This window comes from Rhizobium sp. BK316, from assembly GCF_014193695.1.
In the GTDB taxonomy this organism is placed as follows: Bacteria; Pseudomonadota; Alphaproteobacteria; order Rhizobiales; family Rhizobiaceae; genus Rhizobium.
In genome coordinates this window covers 310,673-330,413 of the sequence record NZ_JACHZR010000002.1, presented here as the reverse complement: position 1 = coordinate 330,413, position 19,741 = coordinate 310,673, and the positions used below count along the sequence as shown (strand labels likewise).

Sequence of the window (19,741 nt, the reverse complement as noted above, 5' to 3'; positions counted from 1 at the left end):
CCAGCCTAATCGAGGACAGCATCATGGGTGAATTCAAGAAGCTCGTATTCTCCGGCGTTCAGCCGACGGGCAATCTGCATCTCGGCAACTATCTCGGCGCGATCCGTCGCTTCGTGCAGCTCCAGGACGGCAACGACTGCATCTACTGCGTTGTCGACCTGCATGCGCTGACCGCACAGCTCGTCCATGATGACATGCTGTCGCAGACGCGCTCGATCGCAGCCGCCTTCATCGCTTCCGGCATCGACGCTGAAAAGCATATCGTCTTCAATCAGTCCGCCGTACCGCAGCACGCCGAACTCGCCTGGATTTTCAATTGTGTCGCTCGCCTCGGCTGGATGAACCGCATGACGCAGTTCAAGGACAAGGCCGGCAAGGACCGTGAGCAGGCTTCGCTCGGCCTCTACGCCTATCCGAGCCTGATGGCCGCCGACATTCTCGTCTACCGCGCCACGCATGTGCCCGTCGGCGAGGACCAGAAGCAGCACCTCGAGCTGACGCGCGACATCGCGATGAAGTTCAATCTCGATTACGCTTCGCATATCCGCAAGACGAATTACGGGATCGACATCACCGTCGGCGATGAGCCGGTGCATGCTTATTTCCCGATGGTCGAACCGCTGATCGGCGGGCCGGCGCCGCGCGTCATGTCGCTGCGTGATGGTACGAAGAAGATGTCGAAGTCCGATCCGTCGGACCTTTCGCGCATCAACCTGATGGACGACGAGGATGCGATCTCCAGGAAGATCCGCAAGGCCAAGACCGACCCGGATGGCTTGCCGAGCGAAGTGGCCGGTCTCGAAAACCGGCCGGAGGCTGAAAACCTCGTTTCGATCTATGCCGCACTCGCCGACAAGACGAGGGAACAGGTCCTCGCCGAATTTGGCGGCCAGCAGTTCTCCGTCTTCAAGCCGGCGCTGATCGATCTCGCTGTCCAGGTGCTGTCGCCGATAACGGGCGAAATGCGCCGCCTGATGAGCGATACGAGCCATATCGATGCGATTCTGCGCAACGGCAATGAACGCGCGCGAGCACGCGCCGACGTGACGATGCGCGAACTTCGCGAAATCGTCGGCTTCCTCTACTAATCCCATCGACATGCAGAGCTCCCGTGCAAAACGGGGGCTTGCAAATTTTCGGTCACAGGTGTCAGAGTCGGCACCATGGTATCAAAGCGACTCTCACGGCTCGAAGGTCATCGCCGCAAATTCATGGCGGTGATCGATGGGACACCCGAATGCCAACGCGCCGTCCATTATGCCGGGCGGCGCGCCAAGAATTCCAATGGCGGCCTCGTCCTTCTCTACGTGATCCCGGAAGGCGATTTCCAGCAATGGCTCGGCGTCGAGGAGATCATGCGGGCGGAAGCCCGCGACGAGGCGGAAGCCACCGTCGCAAAGATCGCACAGATCGTGCGCGAGACGATCGGCATCGAGCCTGAGATCGTGATCCGCGAGGGCAATTCGGCCGAGCAGATCAATGCTGTCATCGAGGAAGACCGGGACGTCGCCATCCTCGTGCTTGCCGCGGGCTCCGCCAAGGAAGGACCGGGACCGCTGGTTTCGTCCGTCGCGGGGCGTGGAGCGGCCTTTCCCATTCCGGTCACCGTGCTTCCCGATACGCTGACCAACGAGGAAATCGACGCTCTCTGTTAAGCCATTTCTTGAGTATCAGTCTCTTGAATCGGCCGGACAATAGGCTTATTTTCTTTTGAAGAATTCTAAAGACGGCAGAGGTCACGGCCCGCCGTATGGAGAGCGAAATGTTCATTCAGACCGAAGCCACGCCGAACCCAGCCACGCAGAAGTTCCTTCCTGGCAAGGTCGTGATGGAAAACGGCACGGCCGAATTCCGCAATGCCGATGAGGCGCAAGCTTCACCGCTCGCTGCCCGTCTCTTCGAAATTCCGGGAGTGATCGGCGTCTATTTCGGCTATGATTTCATCTCCGTCTCCAAGGACAATGCCGAGTGGCAGCACCTGAAGCCGGCTATTCTCGGCTCGATCATGGAGCATTTCATGTCCGGCAAACCGGTCATGGGCGACGCTTCCATCCTTTCGGAAGATGTCGATGCGGGCGATGAATTCTTCGACGAAGGCGATGAATCGATCGTGCTTACCATCAAGGAACTGCTGGAGACCCGAGTGCGTCCGGCCGTTGCCCAGGATGGCGGCGACATCACCTTCCGTGGCTTCAAGGACGGCAAGGTCTATCTGAACATGAAGGGCTCCTGCTCCGGCTGCCCGTCTTCGACGGCAACGCTGAAACATGGCGTCCAGAACCTGCTGCGCCATTTCGTTCCGGAAGTGCAGGAAGTGATTGCCGCTTAAAAATCTCTGGTGCGTCCGGCTGTTCATATCCGGTTCGGCCAGACGGATTTATGGATAGGCGACAATAGTTTATTCGGAAATTGATGGCATGATCGTTCTGGCGCTCGACACGGCAGGTGTAGATTGCGCTGCCGCTATTTATGACAGCGGCAGGAATACGGTGCTGGGGGAGGCATCGGACATGATCGGCAAGGGGCATGCTGAACATCTGATGGGTATCGTCGACCGCGCGCTGGATCAGGCGGGCGTCACGCTCTCGGATGTCGACCGCCTCGCCGTCACCATAGGACCCGGTTCCTTCACCGGTATCCGCGTCGGCGTTGCTGCAGCCCGCGGTTTTGCACTTTCCCTCAATGTGCCAGCCGTCGGTATCACGACACTCGAAGTCATGGCGGCTGCCCAGCGCGAAAAGATGCCGGGCCGGCCCGTGCTTGCGGCAATCGATGCCAAGCGGGATGAAATCTATCTCCAGTCCTTCGCAGCCGACGGCACGCCGCTCGACGAGGCGCGTGCGGTGAGCGTATCGGAGGCCAAGGCCTTTGCCGCCGACTTCGACGGTGAGATCACCGGTTCGGCGACACCACTCCTGAAGCCCGATGTGGCAGGCGAGCAGGTCAACTCCTTCCCGATCTCCATCGTGGCACGCCTCGGTGCGGCCGCGAGCCCGAATTCCGGAAAGCCGAAACCCCTTTATCTGCGCGGACCCGATGCCAAACCACAGGCCGGGTACGCGATTGCAAGAGTATGACAATGCTGGAAGCCTATCTGACGCTGAAGCCGGAATTCGAAATCGTCGCCATGGAGCCGGAGGATTGCCTCGATGTTTCCGTGCTGCATGGTGAGCGCTTCGCGCGCCCTTGGGGTGACGGCGAATTCCACAGCCTGCTTTCGCAGAACACCGTCTTCGGCTTCGTCGCCCGCCAGACCAATGCCATTTTGAAAAAGACTCTGCCGGGCTTCGTCCTTGCGCGCCAGGTGGCGGGCGAGGCCGAAATCCTGACCGTTGCCGTGCAGGCAAAGGTTGCTCGCTGCGGCCTCGGCTGGCGGCTGATGCAGGCCGCCATGCGCGAGGCGCGTCTTCGCGGCGGCGAGAACATGTTCCTGGAAGTCGACAACGGCAATACCGCCGCCCTTGGCCTCTATCGCAAGCTCGGCTTCGAGCAGGCGGGCGAACGCAAGGGCTATTATAAGGACGCCAATGGGGCTACCTCCACGGCGCTTGTCATGAAGCGCGTTCTTCGGTAGTTCCCTTCTCGACAGGAATAACGAGAAGGCAGCCATGACTGACGAAGCCAAGACCCTTGAGGAGCTTTGCGCTGAACGCGGCATGCGCATGACGGAGCAGCGCCGCGTGATCGCGCGCATTCTCGAGGACTCCGAAGATCATCCTGACGTCGAAGAGCTTTACCGCCGGTCCGTGAAGGTCGACGCCAAGATTTCGATCTCGACGGTTTATCGTACGGTGAAGCTGTTCGAAGATGCCGGCATCATCGCCCGGCATGATTTCCGTGACGGCCGCTCCCGCTACGAGACGGTTCCCGAAGAACATCACGATCACCTGATCGACCTGAAGACCGGCGTCGTCATCGAATTCCGCTCACCGGAAATCGAGGCATTGCAGGAACGCATCGCCCGCGAACACGGCTTCAAGCTCGTGGATCATCGGCTGGAACTGTACGGCATCCCGCTGAAGAAAGACGAAATCTGATAGGATGGCAGTCCGGGAGCGCCGCATTTGATCGTCTGGCTGCGCATTACCTTCGCGCTTACCGTCATCATTGTCGCGAGCATTCTGCTCATGCCGCTGCAGGTCCTGGCGCTTTATTTTGACTGGAAGCTGCGCCGCACACTGCCCCGGCGCTGGCATCGCATCGTCTGCTATTGTCTCGGCATCCGGATTCGCGTGCGCGGCACGCTTGAGAGCCGCCGTCCGCTGATGCTCTGCTCGAACCACTCCTCGTGGATGGACATCATGGTCATGTCGGCCATTGCCGACGTCGCCTTCATCGCCAAGATCGAGGTGCGCGACTGGCCGATCTTCGGCACCCTCGCCAAGCTGCAGAAGAGCGTCTTCGTGGTGCGAGAGGAAAAACGCCGCACCGGCGATCAGGCGAGCGAGATCGCCGGCCGCATGGCAGACGGCGAAATCGTCGTGCTGTTTCCCGAGGGAACGACCTCCGACGGCAATCGCCTGCTGGAGGTCAAATCGTCGCTCTTCGGCGCGGCTGCCATGGCGGTGCCCCACTCCCCCACCGGCATGGTTATGGTCCAGCCAGTGTCGATCGCCTATACGCAGGTCCATGGTATCGCCATGGGCCGCTACCATCGTCCGCTTGCGGCCTGGCCCGGCGATATCGAGCTTCTGCCACATCTCAGCGACATCCTGAAATGCGGGGCGATCGACGTCGAAGTTTCCTTTGGCGAGGCGGTCGAATATGGCGAGAAGACCAATCGGAAGGCGGTCAGCACGACGATCTCCGCCCGCATCCGCAACCTGTTGAACAGCAGTCTGCGCGGCCGCGACATCGCCTGAGGCGAGAGTCCCTTTTCTCGCGCGTCAAAAACCACTAAATAGCGCGCCATGACCCAGGACAGCGCCCTTCTTCTTGCCCCGGAGACTTCTCTCCGCGATGGCTCCAACAGCCGCAAGGTTTTCATCAAGACCTATGGCTGCCAGATGAACGTCTATGACTCGACGCGCATGAGCGATGCTCTTGCGCGCGACGGCTATGAGCCGACCGAGGACATGGAAGAGGCCGACCTCGTTCTGCTCAATACCTGTCATATCCGCGAGAAGGCCGCCGAGAAGGTCTATTCCGCGCTCGGGCGCCTGCGCGAGATGAAGAAACGCAAGGCTGCCGACGGCCGCGAGATGATGATCGGTGTCACTGGATGCGTCGCTCAGGCTGAAGGCGAAGAAATCCTGCGTCGCGCACCGGCTGTCGATGTCGTTATCGGCCCGCAGACCTATCACCGCCTGCCCGAAGCCCTGCGCCGCGCCAAGGAAGGCCATCGCGTCGTCGATACGGAATATGCGATCGAGGACAAGTTCGAGCACCTGCCGATTGCCGAGGCGCCGAAGATCCGTGCCCGCGGCGTGACTTCCTTCCTGACCGTGCAGGAAGGCTGCGACAAATTCTGCACCTTCTGCGTCGTGCCCTATACGCGCGGTTCCGAGGTCTCGCGACCGGTCTCTCAGATCGTCGAAGAGGCAATGCGGCTCGTCGATGGCGGCGTGCGCGAAATCACCCTTCTTGGACAGAACGTCAATGCCTGGCATGGCCTCGGCCCGAAGGGCGAGGAGTGGAGCCTTGGCGACCTGCTCTACCGGCTTGCCGATATCCCCGGCCTTGCGCGGCTTCGCTACACGACCAGCCATCCACGCGACATGGACGATCGGCTGATCGAGGCGCATCGCGACCTTCGCACGCTGATGCCTTATCTGCACCTGCCGGTTCAGGCGGGTTCTGACCGTATTCTCAAAGCCATGAACCGCCGGCACATGGCAGCAGAATACCTCTCCCTCATCGAGCGCATCCGCAAGGCGCGTCCCGACATAGCCCTCTCCGGCGACTTCATTACCGGCTTTCCGGGGGAGACAGATGCGGAATTTGAGGATACACTAAAACTCGTTGAGAAGGTGCGTTACGCGCAGGCCTTCTCGTTCAAATATTCGACGCGGCCGGGTACCCCCGGGGCGGAATTGAAGGACCAAGTGCCGGAAGATATCAAGGCAGAACGGCTAGAACGCCTGCAGGCGCTGCTTCTCAAGCAGACGCAGGAATTCAACGAGTCCTGCATCGGCAAGGAAATCGATCTTCTCCTCGAAAAGCCGGGCCGCATGCCTGGACAGCTCATCGGACGCTCACCGTGGCTGCAGTCCGTGAATGTTGATGCAAAAGCATCGCAAATCGGTGACATTATTAAAGTGCGAATCACAGGAACCGGAACCAACAGCCTGTTTGCCGAACGCGCAGAGGCTGAGGTTTAACCCAGGGAGCTCGACCGCTTGAACGGACAGGAATTGGTTTCTACTTCACCGCGCCACCCACGCATTGCGAGCGACGCCAATCACTTCGTCCTGACGTTCGAGAACAACCGGTTCGCCAGCGAACTTTTCGGACAGTTCGACCAGAATCTGAAGCTCTTGGAACAGCGGCTCAATATCGATGCGCGGGCGCGCGGTAATTCCGTTGTCATTACTGGCGATGTGCTGGCGACCAATCAGGCGCGGCGCACACTGGATTACCTCTATGAAAAACTCCAGAAAGGCGGCAGTGTGGAGCATTCAGATGTGGAAGGCGCAATTCGCATGGCGGTTGCCGCCGACGACCAGCTCACGCTGCCGACGATGGAGAAAAAAGCCAAATTGACGATGGCGCAGATTTCGACGCGCAAAAAGACCATTATTGCACGCACGCCGACACAGGATGCCTATATGCGGGCGCTGGAGCGCTCGGAGATGGTGTTCGGCGTCGGCCCTGCCGGTACGGGCAAGACCTATCTTGCCGTCGCCCATGCGGCCCAGCTTCTTGAGCGCGGCGCCGTCGAGAAGATCATCCTGTCGCGACCGGCGGTCGAAGCCGGCGAGCGCCTGGGCTTCCTGCCGGGCGACATGAAAGAGAAGGTCGATCCTTATCTGCGCCCGCTCTACGACGCGCTTTACGACATGATCCCGGGCGACAAGGTCGAGCGGGCGATCACCGCCGGCGTCATCGAAATTGCGCCGCTCGCCTTTATGCGCGGACGCACGCTCGCCAACGCTGCAATCATCCTCGATGAGGCGCAGAACACCACTGCGATGCAGATGAAGATGTTCCTGACGCGTCTTGGCGAGAATTCGCGGATGATCATCACCGGCGACCCGAGCCAGATCGACCTGCCGCGCGGCGTCAAATCCGGCCTCGTGGAAGCGCTGCATCTGCTGAACGATGTCGAGGGCATTTCGATGGTGCGCTTCAAGGATGTCGACGTCGTGCGCCATCCGCTGGTCGGTCGTATCGTCAAGGCCTATGACGCAACCTATATAGCGGCAAACGAAGAGGCCAGCCGGCAGGACTGATGGCCGAGCTCGACATACAGATCAGCATCGAGGACATGGGCTGGCCCGCCGAAGACGTGTTGCATGCCCTTGGCGAACGCGTACTGGGTGCGGCGGCCACTTATTTGCGGGAAGAGGAAAAGCAGCCCTTCCCGAAGATGCCGCCGGAAGTTTCGCTCGTCTTTACCGACGATGCCTCCATCCAGGACATCAATGCGGAATGGCGCGGCAAGGACAAGCCGACCAACGTGCTGTCATTTCCGGCCTTTCCGGTCAAACCCGGCAAAATGCCCGGCCCGATGCTCGGCGATATCATCATCGCCCTAGAAACAGTAGAGCGCGAGGCGCGAGAGCTCGAAAAGAGCTTTGACGATCATCTCACTCATCTTATGGTGCATGGTTTCTTGCATCTGCTCGGCTACGACCATATGAATAATGACGAAGCCGAAATTATGGAGGGGCTGGAGACTCGCATTTTGGCAGTACTCGGCCTATCTGACCCCTACGAGGGTCAAGACCTTAAAATGGAACCATGAGCGACTTTTCAACGAAGCCGGCGTCAGACGCCAAGGACTCGGACCAATCCTCCTCTTCCGACGAGGGTGGCAGTAGTCGACACCGACCGCAATCCTTCTGGTCGCGCGCTGCGCGCATCTTAAGACCACAACAGGGTTCGCGCCTGCGCGAAGATATCGCCGATGCGCTGATGACCGACCCGGCAGCGGCCGATGCCTTTTCGCCCGATGAGCGGGCGATGCTCCATAATATCCTGCGCTTCCGCGAAGTGCGCGTCGCCGACGTCATGGTGCCGCGTGCCGATATCGAGGCGGTCGACCAGACCATTACCATCGGCGAATTGATGATCCTCTTCGAGGAAAGCGGCCGCTCGCGCATGCCGGTCTATGCCGAAACGCTCGACGATCCGCGCGGCATGGTGCATATCCGCGACCTTCTTTCCTATATCGCCAAGCAGGCGCGCAACAAGCGCCGCAGCGGCACGAAGCCGGCGGCAGGCGCGCCGGCGATCGAGGTCTCTCCGGAAAACATCCAGAGGGCGCCGCGCTCGGCCAAGCCGAACTTCGACCTCGGACGCGTGGACCTGCAGAAGACGCTCGCCGAAACCGGCATTATCAGGCAGATCCTCTTCGTGCCGCCCTCGATGCTGGCCTCCGATCTGCTGCGTCGCATGCAGGTAAACCGCACGCAGATGGCGCTGGTCATCGACGAATATGGCGGTACCGATGGCCTTGCCTCGCACGAAGACATCGTGGAGATGGTGATCGGCGATATCGACGACGAACATGATGATGAAGAAGTCATGTTCAAGCGCGTTTCTGAAGATGTCTTCGTTGCCGACGCCCGTGTCGAACTCGAGGACATTGCCGAAGCCATCGGCCCGGATTTCGACATCAGCGAACAGATCGACGAGGTCGATACGCTGGGCGGTCTGATCTTCTCGGCACTGGGGCGCATCCCGGTGCGCGGTGAAGTCGTCCAGGCCCTGCCCGACTTCGAGTTCCACATCCTCGATGCCGATCCGCGCCGCATCAAGCGGGTGCGCATCACACGCAAGCGCCAGGCAATCCGCCGCCGCGTCAAGGCGGATGGTGACGGGCCGCCCATTGGCGACGGAAATGACGACCGGCCGGCGGAATCGACCGCAAACTGACCGTTCCGTAACACGACAAGCGCGCGCTTTTTTGAAAGACTGCGACTGGATTGATTCGCGGCTTTGATGGGAGTGCGCATGGAGCGGCTTGCGGACAGGACTATCCTCGTCTGGGGTTTCAAACGGTCAACGCTTGCGATCGCAGCAGGCGCCTTTGGCGTCCTGGCACTGCCTCCCGTCGGCTTCTTCGCCGCGATGTTCGTTTCCTTCACGCTGCTCGTCTGGCTGATCGACGGAGCGGCCGCCTCACCGGAAAGCAGCCTTCTCGGCAGGCTCTGGCCGGCCTTTGCCACGGGCTGGCTGTTCGGCTTCGGCTATTTCGTCGCCGGACTTTGGTGGCTTGGGCATGCACTGCTGATCGATTCAGACGAGTTTGCCTGGGCCTTGCCGCTCGCAGTCCTCGGGCTTCCATCCTGCCTTGCCATCTTTTATGGGTTGGCTGCAGCACTTGCGCGTATCTTCTGGTCCGACGGCATGGGGCGGATTGCAGCACTTGCTGCCAGCTTCGGCCTGCTTGAGTGGGTACGCAGTTTCATCTTCACCGGTTTTCCGTGGAACGCCATCGGCTATGGCATGATGCCCATGCCTCTCATGATGCAGTCCGCGCATGTGATCGGCACCATGGGGGTGACGGCTCTCTCGGTCTTCGTCTTTGCCGCTCCTGCCCTCATCGGAACCCGGCAGGGAGCGAAACTCGGCGTCAGTCTCGCGGCAATCCTCTTTGCAGCGCATCTCGGTTACGGCGCCTATATCCTTTATCTCACCCCGAAGCCCGAGGCGTTACCCGAGGACAAGCGGCCTGTCGTTCGCCTGGTCCAGCCGGCAATCGATCAATCGGTCAAGATGGACAATGATGCGGATCGCGAGGCGATCTTCGAGACACATCTCAAGCTTTCGACGGAAGCTCCCAAGGAAGGCGGCAGGAAGCCCGACATCATCGTCTGGCCGGAAACCTCGATTCCCTTCATCCTCACCGATAACAAGGATGCGTTGACGCGGATTGCCGATACGCTCGACGACGACCAGATCCTGATTGCGGGCGCCGTGCGCGCCGAAGAGCTCGGCCCCGGCTATCCCACCCGCTACTACAATTCGATCTATGTGATCGACGGCCGGGGGCAGATCGTCGCCGCCTCCGACAAGGTGCATCTCGTTCCCTTCGGCGAATATCTTCCCTTCGAGGACATGCTCAACGAACTCGGTATCCAGAATGTGGTGGAGATGCCGGGCGGTTTTTCGGCGGCCGCCAGCCGGCATCTGCTCGAGCTTCCGAGCGGACTGAAACTCTATCCGCTCGTCTGCTACGAAATCATCTTCCCGGACGAAATGACCGGCGACATCGGCCAAGCGAACGCCATTCTCAACATCACGAATGATAGCTGGTTCGGCTCAACACCGGGTCCCTACCAGCATTTCCAGCAGGCACGCGTACGGGCGGTCGAAACCGGTTTGCCGCTGATTCGCGATGCGAATAACGGAATTTCGGCGGTTGTAGACGCGCGTGGCGAAATCGTTTCAGGTCTTAAATTGGACGAAATCGGCTTTATTGATGCAACTCTCGATGGATTTGAAAAAAACAAAGGAAGCCCCTTTCCCCGCCAAGCGTACTTCTGGTTGACTGAAACGTTACTGATAGGCATTGCGCTAATTTCACGCAGGGGTTTTATTTTCAGGTTGAATTGACCAAAAACCCCTAAAATTGCATAGTGGCAGCAATCGGCGTTAGTAACGTATGCTTCAGGGTGGGTTATCGCGACTTGCAACGTGGCGTTACGGAATGAGGTCAGGGCATGCCGGTTAGAACAAGGTTGAATTTTTCTTTGCTAGGGCACGACCATGATTGAAAATAAGAAGAAGCCGAATCCTATCGATATCCATGTCGGTAGCCGCATTCGACTTCGCCGTACCATGTTGGGGATGAGTCAGGAGAAGCTCGGGGAAAGCCTCGGCATCACCTTTCAGCAAATCCAGAAATACGAAAAGGGCACCAACCGCGTTGGCGCCAGCCGCCTCCAGAATATTTCGAGCATCCTCAACGTTCCCGTTTCCTTCTTTTTCGAAGACGCTCCCGGAGAACATTCCGGTGCCGTGACCGGCATGTCGGAAGCCTCGAGCTCGAACTACGTCGTCGATTTCCTCTCCTCTTCGGAGGGACTCCAGCTCAACCGTGCATTTGTGAAGATCACCGATCCCAAGGTTCGTCGCAAGGTCGTCGAGCTGGTGAAAGCACTGGCGGCGGAAGCCGACTCCGACTGAGCGTCCCCAAAGCTCGGAAAAACTCAAGGCGGCCCAAAAGGCCGCCTTTTTGCGTTTTTGGGGCAAAATTTGTCATTTCGCCGCAGATATAAAGATATATTTATGTCCTTCTGTGCTTGTCATTCAGGCACGAACTGAGTACCTACTAGGCTGCTTTTATTCTTTGAGGGGAATCCCGGAATGCGCGCGAACTATCTCTTTACCAGCGAATCTGTTGCCGAAGGTCACCCGGACAAGGTGTGTGACCGCATCTCCGACGAGATCGTCGATCTGGTCTACCGCGAAGCGGCAAAGACGGGCGTCAATCCGTGGGGCGTGCGCATTGCCTGCGAAACTCTCGCAACGACCAACCGCGTCGTCATCGCCGGCGAAGTTCGCCTGCCGCCGAGCCTGATGAAGAAGGACAAGGACGGCAAGGACGTCATCAACCCGTCGAAGTTCAAGGCTGCGGCCCGTCGCGCCATCAAGGACATCGGCTACGAGCAGGACGGCTTCCACTGGAAGAAGGCCAAGATCGACGTGCTCTTGCACTCGCAGTCGGCCGACATCGCCCAGGGCGTAGACAGCGCCGCCGACCAGCAGGGCGACGAAGGTGCCGGCGACCAGGGCATCATGTTCGGCTACGCCTGCAAGGAAACCCCTGACCTCATGCCGGCGCCGATCTACTATTCCCACAAGATCCTGCAGCTGCTCGCCACTGCCCGCAAGAAGGGCGAAGGCGAAGTCGCAAAGCTCGGCCCCGACGCCAAGAGCCAGGTGACCGTACGCTATGTCGATGGCAAGCCGGCGGAAGCCACCTCGATCGTTCTTTCCACCCAGCATCTCGACGAAAGCTGGGATTCGAAGAAGGTTCGCAGCGTCGTCGAGCCCTATATCCGCGAAGCCCTCGGCGACCTGAAGATCGCCGACGATTGCAAGTGGTACATCAACCCCACCGGCAAGTTCGTCATCGGCGGCCCGGATGGTGATGCCGGCCTCACCGGCCGCAAGATCATCGTCGACACCTACGGCGGTGCTGCTCCGCATGGCGGCGGCGCATTCTCCGGCAAGGACACGACCAAGGTCGACCGTTCTGCCGCCTATGCTGCGCGCTACCTCGCCAAGAACGTCGTCGCTGCCGGCCTTTCCGACCGTTGCACGATCCAGCTCTCCTACGCCATCGGCGTCGCGCAGCCGCTGTCGATCTATGTCGACCTGCACGGCACCGGCAAGGGTGTTTCCGAAGATCAGGTCGAAGCCGCGATCCGTCAGAACATGGACCTGTCGCCGTCGGGCATCCGTCGTCACCTCGACCTCAATAAGCCGATCTATGCCAAGACCTCGGCTTACGGCCATTTCGGCCGCAAGGCCGGCCGAGACGGCTCGTTCTCCTGGGAGCGCACGGACCTCGTGAAGGCGCTCAAGGATGCCGTCAGGACCAAGGCTGCTGCATGACGGACATGGAGCGCCGGGGCCGGGCGACCGAAGCCTTCTTCGGTCGCCGCAAGGGGAAGGCTCTGCGTGAACAGCAGGCCGAAAGGCTCGCTACCCTACTCCCGGCATTCATTGTCGATCTCTCAGCGGCTCCCCCAGAGCCGCTGAAGAAGCTTTTCCCCGTCGCGGTCGAAAAGATGCGGCTGGAGATCGGCTTCGGCGGCGGGGAGCATCTCATCCACCGCGCGCTGGAAACGCCTTCAACGGGCTTTATCGGCGTCGAGCCCTTCATCAACTCCATGCAGAAGCTGCTGGCGCGTGTCGATGAAACAGGTGCGCGCAACGTGCGCGTCTACAATGACGATGCGACGCAACTTCTCGACTGGCTTCCCGATAACTGCCTCGATCAGATCGACCTGCTCTATCCCGATCCCTGGCCGAAGCGAAAGCACTGGAAGCGGCGCTTCGTCTCGAAGACCAATCTCGATCGTTTTCACCGCGTGCTGAAGCCGGGCGGGCACTTCTGCTTCGCCTCCGATATCGACACCTATGTGAACTGGACGCTGTTGAAATGCCGCGACCATGGCGGCTTCGAATGGATGGCGCAGAATGCCGCCGACTGGCTGACGCCCTATGAAGGCTGGCCGAGCACCCGCTATGAAGCCAAGGCCCGCCGTGAAGGCCGCTCCTCGGCCTATCTCACCTTCAGGCGCGTCTGAACCTACTTAAATGTGAGCTTTCAGGGCAAATCGGCCATCACGACATCCTCGACGCCTTCAGCCGATGACGGCAGTTGCCCTTGTCGGTGCGAGCTTTTCAAGGATCGAAAGGAAGACCGGGCTGTCGAGCGATACCGCACGGCGCTCAATCAGGCTCTGCCGGTAGCTATGTCCCTGGAGATAGGATTCGGAAAAGAGGGCGAGATCGACGCCATGTGCGTCGGCCCAGAGCAAATCGCTCAATATCACATCGGCCGCGGCCTCCGCGTCGTCAAAAATGGGAAAACGCTGGAAGGCGGCTATACGCATGGGCAAGGGACCAGCATGGGTCCCTCGCATCGCCCATTACCATTCTTCACACATGCATTCCGACGGCCAGCCCCTGCGGCAGACCGGTCGTGATCAATGCAGGCTGACCGTCTTCAGCTCGTCTTCGGCAGCCTTGAAGAAGGTGCTCGAGCGGTTGTCCGTCAGCAGGATCGGTGTACCATCGGCGCCGAACAATGCCCAGAGATCAACGTTCGGATCGATATCCGGCGCCTCGGGGAAGCACTTGGCAACCTCTTCGGTACGTATTTTGCGGATATAGGCGACCTCGCCATTGCCGATGCCGGCAAGTTCGGATTTGGTCAGACGCGACGTGGCTTCTTTCATCAACATTCCTGTTCCTCCGGGAGAAGGGACCAACGGTTCAACAAACCGTTGTGCTACTGTGAAACCGAAATGTTAATTTTCTTGACCATGCGCGCCGGTTCCGGTCGAATTAGATCGACAGAGAGCAGACCGTTCTTCAGGCTTGCGCCTAAAACCTGCATGCCATCGGCGAGAACGAAGGTGCGCTGGAACTGTCTCGCCGCAATACCGCGGTAGAGGTAATCGCGCTCGCCCTGATCGAGCTGACGGCCACGGATCAGAAGCTGGTTCTCCTCAGTGGACACATCAAGCTCTTCTTCGCTGAAACCGGCGACGGCAAGCGTAATTCGCAGACGTTCGGGCGCGTCGTCACCTGCGGCGATACGCTCTATGTTGTAGGGTGGATATCCGTCGCTCGCCTTGGAAATACGCTCAAGCGTCTTTTCCATGGCATCGAAGCCCAGAAGCAGCGGGCTGGCGAAAGGGGTGATGCGGCTCATCTTCCAAAGTCCTTGATGCAAGCGACCTCTCCGGACCTCACATGCAGCATCCGGGTACCCGTTAATATGGGAACGACGGTTGCCCGCTGCAAGGCGTGATAGCCGTCGGTCAGGCCTCTCGCATTTTAAGGTAAAGCCTCATGAGACCGTTTCCTTGACAAAGGACGTAGCGCCCCCCATCAAAACATGCCCCGGCGCGATGTGCTGATTTGCGACGGGAGCATGAAGACAATGAGAAGGTGCATGCTAGAGCGACGCGCACCACAGGATGGAACTACCCGGATGGCAGAACCGAGAAAGATCATTATCGACACCGACCCCGGCCAGGACGATGCCGCCGCGATCATGCTGGCCTTCGGCAGCCCGGAAGAGCTCGACGTGCTGGGCATCACCACCGTCGCCGGCAACGTGCCGCTGTCTCTGACAAGCCGCAACGCGCGCATCATCTGCGAGCTTTGCAAGCGGATCGACATCAAGGTCTTTGCCGGCGCCGACCGGCCGATCGCGCGCAAACTGGTCACTGCCGAGCACGTGCATGGCAAGACAGGCCTCGATGGCCCGACACTTCCCGAACCGACGATGCCGCTGCAGGCGCAGCATTCCGTCGACTTCATCATCGAAACGCTGCGACGCGAACCGGAAGGCACCGTCACGCTCTGTACGCTCGGACCGTTGACGAATATCGGCATGGCCTTCCAGAAGGCGCCTGATATCATCACGCGTATCCGGGAACTGGTGATGATGGGCGGCGGTTTCTTTGAAGGCGGCAACATCACGCCGGCCGCCGAATTCAACATCTACGTCGATCCGGAAGCCGCCGATATCGTGTTCCGCTCGGGCGTGCCCATCGTCATGATGCCGCTCGACGTGACACACCAGCTTCTGACCCGCAAGGACCGCGTGAAGCGCATGGCCGAGATCGGCACTCCGCCGGCCAAGGCGATGGTGGAGATGCTGGAATTCTTCGAGCGCTTCGACATAGAAAAATACGGCTCGGACGGCGGCCCGCTGCACGACCCGACAACGGTCGCCTATCTGCTGAAACCCGAACTCTTCAAGGGCCGGGACTGCAATGTCGAGATCGAAGTGACGTCGGAACTGACTGTCGGCATGACGGTCGTCGACTGGTGGCATGTGACCGACCGCAAGCGCAATGCGAAGGTCATGCGCCACGTGGATGCCGACGGCTTTTTCGATCTGCTGATCGAGCGCTTCGCGCGGATATGATCCACCAAGGCTACAGGAACAAGAAAGGCCGCTCGCGCGGCCTTTCTTCATTGTCAGGATTCCTGTCGCCTCAGGCGTCCTTCTCGTCCAGCACCGAGTTGGCCTCGGCTTCCACGAGTTTCGGACCGCCCTTGGCGACGCCGACCATCGCCGGGCGCAGCACGCGCTCGCCGATGGAAAAACCGGCCTGCACCACCTGCACGACCGTATTGTTCGGCACTTCGGTATTCGGCACTTCGAACATCGCCTGATGGAAGTTCGGGTCGAACTTCTGGCCGACCGGCTCCAGCTTGCGAACGCCGTGGCGCTCGAGTGCCGAGAGCATGGAACGCTCGGTCATATCCACGCCTTCAATCAGCGTTGTCAGGCCGGCATCGCCAGTAGCCTTGGCTTCCGGCGGAATAGCATCGAGCGCGCGACGCAGGTTGTCCGAAACGGCCAGCATGTCACGGGCGAAGCCTGCGACAGAATAGGACTTGGCGTCCTTGACCTCGCGCTCCGTGCGGCGGCGCAGATTGTCCATTTCGGCAGCGAGCCGCAGATAGCGGTCGCGCAGTTCAGCATTTTCAGCCTTCAGAAGCTCAAGCGGATCGGGTTCGCTCGCAACAGCTTCCTTCACGGCTTCATTCTCGACGTTTGCGGCAGCTTCGGCTGCGGCTTCCGCTGCAGCTGCGTCAGGTCCGTTCTGCGTCGTTTCATCGGTCATGACGGTCTCCGGTTGGTGTCTTCTCAGATGCGCCCGATATCGATGTTTGGCCGGAAAAAATCAAGTCTGCGTGACGAAGAAGCTGAAATTCCGCCGGTTCCGCACGAGCGATCAGAGAGAACCGCGCGAAAGGCGCGACACGAGCTGAGCCGTATAATCCACCATCGGCACGATGCGGGAGTAATTGAGCCGTGTGGGGCCGATCACGCCTACCGCGCCGACGATGCGGTCATCGTCGTCGCGGTAGGGAGCAACGATGAGCGAGGAGCCGGAAAGCGAGAAGAGCTTGTTCTCCGAACCGATGAAGATACGCACACCGGGTCCGCTTTCGGCGAGATTCAGGAGCTCGATCAAGCTATCCTTCTTCTCGAGATCGTCGAAAAGCAGGCGCAGCCGGTCGAGATCTTCCGTGCCGCCGACACCTTCCAGCAGGTTTGCGCGGCCGCGAATGATCAGCTGTGCCGGCTTGGACTCGTCCGAACTGCCGGCCCAGACGGCGATACCGCGCTCCACGAGATCCTGCGACAGTGCATCGAGCTCGAGGCGAACTTCATCTTTCAGCCGGCTCAATTGCAGGCGCAATTCCGGCAGCGTCTGGCCGGTCATGTGCGCATTGAGGAAATTGGCGGCTTCGGTGAGCTGCGAAGAGGTGACGCCTGCGGGCAGCTCGATGATGCGGTTTTCCACCTGATCGTGATCGCCGACAAGCACCGCCAGTGCCTTGGTGGGCTCCAGGCGGATGAACTCGACATGTTTCAGCACCGAATCGCTCTTGGAGGTAATGACGAGACCGGCGCCGCGCGAAATGCCCGAGAGCATGCGGCTTGCCTCGTTCATCATCGATTCCACAGGATTGTCGCGGTTTCCAGCCCGCACCTGTCGGTCGATACTGGCCCGTTCCTCCGCCGAGAGATCGCCAACCTGCATGAAGGCGTCGACAAAGAAACGTAAGCCCACCTGCGTGGGCAGGCGGCCGGCGCTGACATGCGGCGAATAGATGAGCCCCAATTCCTCCAGGTCGCTCATGACGTTGCGCACGGAGGCGGGCGACAGTGACATGGGCAGAAGACGCGAGAGGTTGCGGGAACCGAGGGGCTCGCCATGCTCGAGATAGCCTTCGACGATGCGCCGGAAGATTTCCTTGGATCGTTCATCCAGCGCGGCCACGGCATCCGAAATTGATGTCGACCTGTAGCTCATGAACTTTTCGCACCCGCACTGAATGATATCAGGGAAATATAGCCAATCTGCCCCCCGTGGCAAAAGGGAATTTGCAAATGCGCGCAGCCAATCGTAGAAGCGGGCGACGATACAATGCATGCATGGAATTGCCGGGAAGCGCTGCCGCTTTTCGGCATCCTGTTTCAGGAGAAGAGAATGCGGCCTTCAGGCAGAAAAACCGACCAGATGCGCAAGGTCTCCTTCGAGCGCAATTTTTCCAAGCATGCCGAGGGATCCTGCCTGGTGAAGTTCGGCGATACGCATGTGCTCTGCACCGCAAGCCTGGAAGACAAGACGCCGCCGTGGCTGCGCAACACCGGAAAGGGCTGGGTCACGGCCGAATACGGCATGCTGCCGCGCGCAACCGGCGAACGCATGAAGCGCGAAGCCGCTGCCGGCAAGCAGGGCGGCCGCACGCAGGAAATCCAGCGCCTCATCGGCCGCTCGCTGCGCGCCGTGGTCGATCTGACTGCGCTCGGCGAACGCCAGATCACGCTCGACTGCGATGTCATCCAGGCAGATGGCGGCACGCGCACGGCCTCGATCACCGGTGGCTGGATTGCGCTTTACGACTGCCTGCGCTGGATGGAAACCCGCAACATGATCAAGGCCGACCGCGTGCTGAAGGATCATGTCGCGGCGATTTCCTGTGGCATCTTCGCCAACCAGCCAGTCATCGACCTCGACTATCTCGAAGATTCCTCAGCCGAGACCGATGCCAATTTCGTCATGACGGGAGCCGGCGGCATCGTCGAGATCCAGGGCACGGCAGAAGGCACGCCTTTCACCGAGGAGGAATTCTCTTCGCTGATGGGCCTTGCCAAGGCAGGCATTACCGAACTGGTCGACTTGCAAAAGCAGGCGATCGCCTGAGGCTTCCATTCAAGCCTCGCCAGTGAATTTCCATGTCCCTGCTTCCGGGGGCGAGGTCGGACAAGGGGCGGGCAATGGCACAACCCATCGAAGGCATTCTCGAAACTGCGCTTTACGCGACCGATCTCGATGCGGCCGAAGCTTTTTACGGGAATGTGCTGGGCCTTGAGAAGATTACACGTTCGGGCAACCGCCATGTGTTCTTCCGCTGCGGGCCGGGCGTGCTTCTGATCTTCAACCCGGAGGAAACGGTGAAGCCGCCGGCGCCTGACAGCCTGCAGGTTCCGCCGCATGGCACGACCGGAAAGGGCCATGCCTGCTTCAGGGTTTCGGGAGATGATCTCGATGCGATGGCCAGGAAGCTGAAGGCTGCCGGCACCGCTATCGAATCCGAGGTTCACTGGCCGCAGGGCGGCCGATCCATTTATTTCCGCGATCCCAGCGGCAACAGCCTGGAATGCGCGGAAGCGAAAATCTGGGGCATGGAATAAGGATATTTTATGCGTAAGCTCGAAACCAAGACCATTGTTGTTGCCAGCCATAACCAGGGCAAGATCCGCGAGATCCAGGATCTGATCGGGCCGCTGGGCTTTACCGCCAAATCAGCTGCCGAGCTCAATTTCATCGAACCGAAGGAAACCGGGACGACCTTCGAGGAGAACGCGACGATCAAGGCGCTCGCCTCGGCGCAAGCCTCCGGCCTGCCGGCCCTGTCTGATGATTCAGGCCTCGTAGTCGATGCGCTCGGCGGTGATCCCGGCGTCTACACGGCCGACTGGGCGGAGACCGGTAACGGCAGCCGCGATTTCAACATGGCCATGGAGAAGGTCGAGAGAGCACTGGAAAAGGCCGGCGCCACCAAGCCCGAGCAGCGCACTGCCCGTTTCGTCAGCGTGCTCTGCCTTGCCTGGCCGGATGGCCATACCGAGCTTTTCCGCGGCGAAGTGGAAGGCACGGTCGCCTGGCCGCCGCGCGGAATACAGGGTTTCGGCTATGATCCGGTCTTCCAGCCGGAAGGCTATGATGTCACTTTCGGCGAGATGAGCGCGGAAGAAAAGCACGGATGGAATATCGGCAAGCCGCAGGCTCTGTCGCACCGTGCCCGTGCCTTCAAGCTCTTTGTCGAAACCTGCCTGGAAGCATAAGGCCAAGCT

At 60.0% G+C, this 19,741-nt stretch carries 24 protein-coding genes; 19 read left to right on the top strand and 5 right to left on the bottom strand.

Going from position 1 to position 19,741, the window contains the following annotated elements:
- Window positions 1-23: 23 nt before the first annotated feature.
- The 15 genes from trpS (at window position 24) to FHT87_RS10100 (ending at window position 13,427) form a co-directional block, all read left to right on the top strand.
- A complete protein-coding gene (trpS, locus tag FHT87_RS10170) occupies window positions 24-1,088 on the top strand; it encodes a tryptophan--tRNA ligase (RefSeq protein WP_183727945.1) in 1,065 nt (354 codons plus the stop codon).
- Window positions 1,089-1,163: 75 nt separating this feature from the next.
- Entirely contained in the window at window positions 1,164-1,655 is a 492-nt protein-coding gene (locus FHT87_RS10165) for a universal stress protein (protein ID WP_183727943.1), read from the top strand.
- Between the two features lie 107 nt (window positions 1,656-1,762).
- Window positions 1,763-2,329: a NifU family protein gene (locus FHT87_RS10160; protein WP_183727941.1), complete on the top strand. Its 567-nt coding sequence runs from the start codon at window positions 1,763-1,765 to the stop codon at window positions 2,327-2,329.
- 88 nt (window positions 2,330-2,417) lie between these two features.
- Window positions 2,418-3,077: a tRNA (adenosine(37)-N6)-threonylcarbamoyltransferase complex dimerization subunit type 1 TsaB gene (gene tsaB, locus FHT87_RS10155; protein ID WP_183801509.1), complete on the top strand. Its 660-nt coding sequence runs from the start codon at window positions 2,418-2,420 to the stop codon at window positions 3,075-3,077.
- A complete protein-coding gene (locus tag FHT87_RS10150) occupies window positions 3,074-3,574 on the top strand; it encodes an N-acetyltransferase (RefSeq protein WP_183727937.1) in 501 nt (166 codons plus the stop codon). The genes tsaB and FHT87_RS10150 overlap by 4 nt, the downstream gene beginning before the upstream one ends.
- Window positions 3,575-3,608: 34 nt before the next feature.
- Window positions 3,609-4,037, top strand: coding sequence for a Fur family transcriptional regulator (locus FHT87_RS10145; protein ID WP_183727935.1), 429 nt, complete (start codon window positions 3,609-3,611; stop codon window positions 4,035-4,037).
- 27 nt (window positions 4,038-4,064) lie between these two features.
- Window positions 4,065-4,862, top strand: coding sequence for a lysophospholipid acyltransferase family protein (locus FHT87_RS10140; RefSeq protein ID WP_183727933.1), 798 nt, complete (start codon window positions 4,065-4,067; stop codon window positions 4,860-4,862).
- 48 nt (window positions 4,863-4,910) lie between these two features.
- Window positions 4,911-6,320 carry a tRNA (N6-isopentenyl adenosine(37)-C2)-methylthiotransferase MiaB gene (miaB, locus tag FHT87_RS10135; RefSeq protein WP_183801506.1) on the top strand — a complete coding sequence of 470 codons (1,410 nt, stop codon included), beginning with the start codon at window positions 4,911-4,913 and terminating at the stop codon, window positions 6,318-6,320.
- 18 nt (window positions 6,321-6,338) lie between these two features.
- Window positions 6,339-7,391 (top strand): PhoH family protein, encoded by a 1,053-nt coding sequence (locus FHT87_RS10130; protein ID WP_183801502.1) that lies wholly within the window; start codon window positions 6,339-6,341, stop codon window positions 7,389-7,391.
- Entirely contained in the window at window positions 7,391-7,906 is a 516-nt protein-coding gene (ybeY, locus tag FHT87_RS10125; protein WP_183727927.1) for an rRNA maturation RNase YbeY, read from the top strand. Before FHT87_RS10130 ends, ybeY begins: the two co-directional genes overlap by 1 nt.
- Entirely contained in the window at window positions 7,903-9,039 is a 1,137-nt protein-coding gene (locus FHT87_RS10120; RefSeq protein WP_183801499.1) for a hemolysin family protein, read from the top strand. The genes ybeY and FHT87_RS10120 overlap by 4 nt, the downstream gene beginning before the upstream one ends.
- 78 nt (window positions 9,040-9,117) lie before the next feature.
- Entirely contained in the window at window positions 9,118-10,722 is a 1,605-nt protein-coding gene (gene lnt, locus FHT87_RS10115; protein ID WP_183801496.1) for an apolipoprotein N-acyltransferase, read from the top strand.
- A gap of 153 nt (window positions 10,723-10,875) precedes the next feature.
- On the top strand, window positions 10,876-11,295 hold the full coding sequence (locus FHT87_RS10110; protein WP_183727916.1) for a helix-turn-helix domain-containing protein: 420 nt from the start codon (window positions 10,876-10,878) through the stop codon (window positions 11,293-11,295).
- Between the two features lie 180 nt (window positions 11,296-11,475).
- Window positions 11,476-12,729 (top strand): methionine adenosyltransferase, encoded by a 1,254-nt coding sequence (gene metK / locus FHT87_RS10105; protein WP_183727914.1) that lies wholly within the window; start codon window positions 11,476-11,478, stop codon window positions 12,727-12,729.
- Window positions 12,726-13,427 (top strand): tRNA (guanosine(46)-N(7))-methyltransferase TrmB, encoded by a 702-nt coding sequence (locus FHT87_RS10100; RefSeq protein WP_183727912.1) that lies wholly within the window; start codon window positions 12,726-12,728, stop codon window positions 13,425-13,427. Before metK ends, FHT87_RS10100 begins: the two co-directional genes overlap by 4 nt.
- 57 nt (window positions 13,428-13,484) lie before the next feature.
- Here the strand turns inward: FHT87_RS10100 and FHT87_RS10095 are convergent, their stop codons facing one another.
- The 3 genes from FHT87_RS10095 to FHT87_RS10085 all read right to left on the bottom strand — a co-directional run bounded on the left by FHT87_RS10095 (window position 13,485) and on the right by FHT87_RS10085 (window position 14,560).
- Window positions 13,485-13,670 (bottom strand): hypothetical protein, encoded by a 186-nt coding sequence (locus FHT87_RS10095; RefSeq protein ID WP_183727911.1) that lies wholly within the window; start codon window positions 13,668-13,670, stop codon window positions 13,485-13,487.
- A 159-nt stretch (window positions 13,671-13,829) separates the two neighbouring features.
- The gene (locus FHT87_RS10090; protein WP_183727909.1) at window positions 13,830-14,087 is read right to left on the bottom strand and encodes a DUF1150 family protein; all 258 of its coding nucleotides are present in this window, start codon (window positions 14,085-14,087) and stop codon (window positions 13,830-13,832) included.
- A 47-nt stretch (window positions 14,088-14,134) separates the two neighbouring features.
- Entirely contained in the window at window positions 14,135-14,560 is a 426-nt protein-coding gene (locus tag FHT87_RS10085; RefSeq protein WP_183727907.1) for an Hsp20 family protein, read from the bottom strand.
- 282 nt (window positions 14,561-14,842) lie between these two features.
- Between FHT87_RS10085 and FHT87_RS10080 the strand changes: the two genes are divergently transcribed.
- Window positions 14,843-15,787: a nucleoside hydrolase gene (locus FHT87_RS10080; RefSeq protein ID WP_183801493.1), complete on the top strand. Its 945-nt coding sequence runs from the start codon at window positions 14,843-14,845 to the stop codon at window positions 15,785-15,787.
- A 70-nt stretch (window positions 15,788-15,857) separates the two neighbouring features.
- Here the strand turns inward: FHT87_RS10080 and grpE are convergent, their stop codons facing one another.
- Both grpE and hrcA read right to left on the bottom strand, forming a co-directional pair.
- On the bottom strand, window positions 15,858-16,493 hold the full coding sequence (gene grpE / locus FHT87_RS10075; protein WP_183727903.1) for a nucleotide exchange factor GrpE: 636 nt from the start codon (window positions 16,491-16,493) through the stop codon (window positions 15,858-15,860).
- Between the two features lie 111 nt (window positions 16,494-16,604).
- The gene (hrcA, locus tag FHT87_RS10070) at window positions 16,605-17,693 is read right to left on the bottom strand and encodes a heat-inducible transcriptional repressor HrcA (protein ID WP_183727901.1); all 1,089 of its coding nucleotides are present in this window, start codon (window positions 17,691-17,693) and stop codon (window positions 16,605-16,607) included.
- Between the two features lie 177 nt (window positions 17,694-17,870).
- Between hrcA and rph the strand changes: the two genes are divergently transcribed.
- The 3 genes from rph to rdgB all read left to right on the top strand — a co-directional run bounded on the left by rph (window position 17,871) and on the right by rdgB (window position 19,732).
- A complete protein-coding gene (gene rph, locus FHT87_RS10065) occupies window positions 17,871-18,587 on the top strand; it encodes a ribonuclease PH (protein ID WP_183727899.1) in 717 nt (238 codons plus the stop codon).
- A 74-nt stretch (window positions 18,588-18,661) separates the two neighbouring features.
- Window positions 18,662-19,078 carry a VOC family protein gene (locus tag FHT87_RS10060; protein ID WP_183727897.1) on the top strand — a complete coding sequence of 139 codons (417 nt, stop codon included), beginning with the start codon at window positions 18,662-18,664 and terminating at the stop codon, window positions 19,076-19,078.
- Between the two features lie 9 nt (window positions 19,079-19,087).
- Window positions 19,088-19,732, top strand: a complete 645-nt coding sequence (rdgB, locus tag FHT87_RS10055; RefSeq protein ID WP_183801490.1) for an RdgB/HAM1 family non-canonical purine NTP pyrophosphatase — start codon at window positions 19,088-19,090, stop codon at window positions 19,730-19,732.
- Window positions 19,733-19,741: the final 9 nt, after the last annotated feature.

Bases quoted from the DNA above. Each gene is read 5' to 3' on its own strand.
- FHT87_RS10150 (WP_183727937.1), top strand. From the start codon at position 3,074: ATGACAATGCTGGAAGCCTATCTGACGCTGAAGCCGGAATTCGAAATC.
- rph (WP_183727899.1), top strand. From the start codon at position 17,871: ATGCGGCCTTCAGGCAGAAAAACCGACCAGATGCGCAAGGTCTCCTTC.
- metK (WP_183727914.1), top strand. From the start codon at position 11,476: ATGCGCGCGAACTATCTCTTTACCAGCGAATCTGTTGCCGAAGGTCAC.
- FHT87_RS10080 (WP_183801493.1), top strand. From the start codon at position 14,843: ATGGCAGAACCGAGAAAGATCATTATCGACACCGACCCCGGCCAGGAC.
- FHT87_RS10100 (WP_183727912.1), top strand. From the start codon at position 12,726: ATGACGGACATGGAGCGCCGGGGCCGGGCGACCGAAGCCTTCTTCGGT.
- tsaB (WP_183801509.1), top strand. From the start codon at position 2,418: ATGATCGTTCTGGCGCTCGACACGGCAGGTGTAGATTGCGCTGCCGCT.
- FHT87_RS10060 (WP_183727897.1), top strand. From the start codon at position 18,662: ATGGCACAACCCATCGAAGGCATTCTCGAAACTGCGCTTTACGCGACC.
- FHT87_RS10090 (WP_183727909.1), bottom strand. From the start codon at position 14,087: ATGTTGATGAAAGAAGCCACGTCGCGTCTGACCAAATCCGAACTTGCC.
- FHT87_RS10120 (WP_183801499.1), top strand. From the start codon at position 7,903: ATGAGCGACTTTTCAACGAAGCCGGCGTCAGACGCCAAGGACTCGGAC.
- ybeY (WP_183727927.1), top strand. From the start codon at position 7,391: ATGGCCGAGCTCGACATACAGATCAGCATCGAGGACATGGGCTGGCCC.
- rdgB (WP_183801490.1), top strand. From the start codon at position 19,088: ATGCGTAAGCTCGAAACCAAGACCATTGTTGTTGCCAGCCATAACCAG.
- hrcA (WP_183727901.1), bottom strand. From the start codon at position 17,693: ATGAGCTACAGGTCGACATCAATTTCGGATGCCGTGGCCGCGCTGGAT.
- trpS (WP_183727945.1), top strand. From the start codon at position 24: ATGGGTGAATTCAAGAAGCTCGTATTCTCCGGCGTTCAGCCGACGGGC.
- miaB (WP_183801506.1), top strand. From the start codon at position 4,911: ATGACCCAGGACAGCGCCCTTCTTCTTGCCCCGGAGACTTCTCTCCGC.
- grpE (WP_183727903.1), bottom strand. From the start codon at position 16,493: ATGACCGATGAAACGACGCAGAACGGACCTGACGCAGCTGCAGCGGAA.
- FHT87_RS10145 (WP_183727935.1), top strand. From the start codon at position 3,609: ATGACTGACGAAGCCAAGACCCTTGAGGAGCTTTGCGCTGAACGCGGC.
- lnt (WP_183801496.1), top strand. From the start codon at position 9,118: ATGGAGCGGCTTGCGGACAGGACTATCCTCGTCTGGGGTTTCAAACGG.
- FHT87_RS10085 (WP_183727907.1), bottom strand. From the start codon at position 14,560: ATGAGCCGCATCACCCCTTTCGCCAGCCCGCTGCTTCTGGGCTTCGAT.
- FHT87_RS10110 (WP_183727916.1), top strand. From the start codon at position 10,876: ATGATTGAAAATAAGAAGAAGCCGAATCCTATCGATATCCATGTCGGT.
- FHT87_RS10165 (WP_183727943.1), top strand. From the start codon at position 1,164: ATGGTATCAAAGCGACTCTCACGGCTCGAAGGTCATCGCCGCAAATTC.
- FHT87_RS10160 (WP_183727941.1), top strand. From the start codon at position 1,763: ATGTTCATTCAGACCGAAGCCACGCCGAACCCAGCCACGCAGAAGTTC.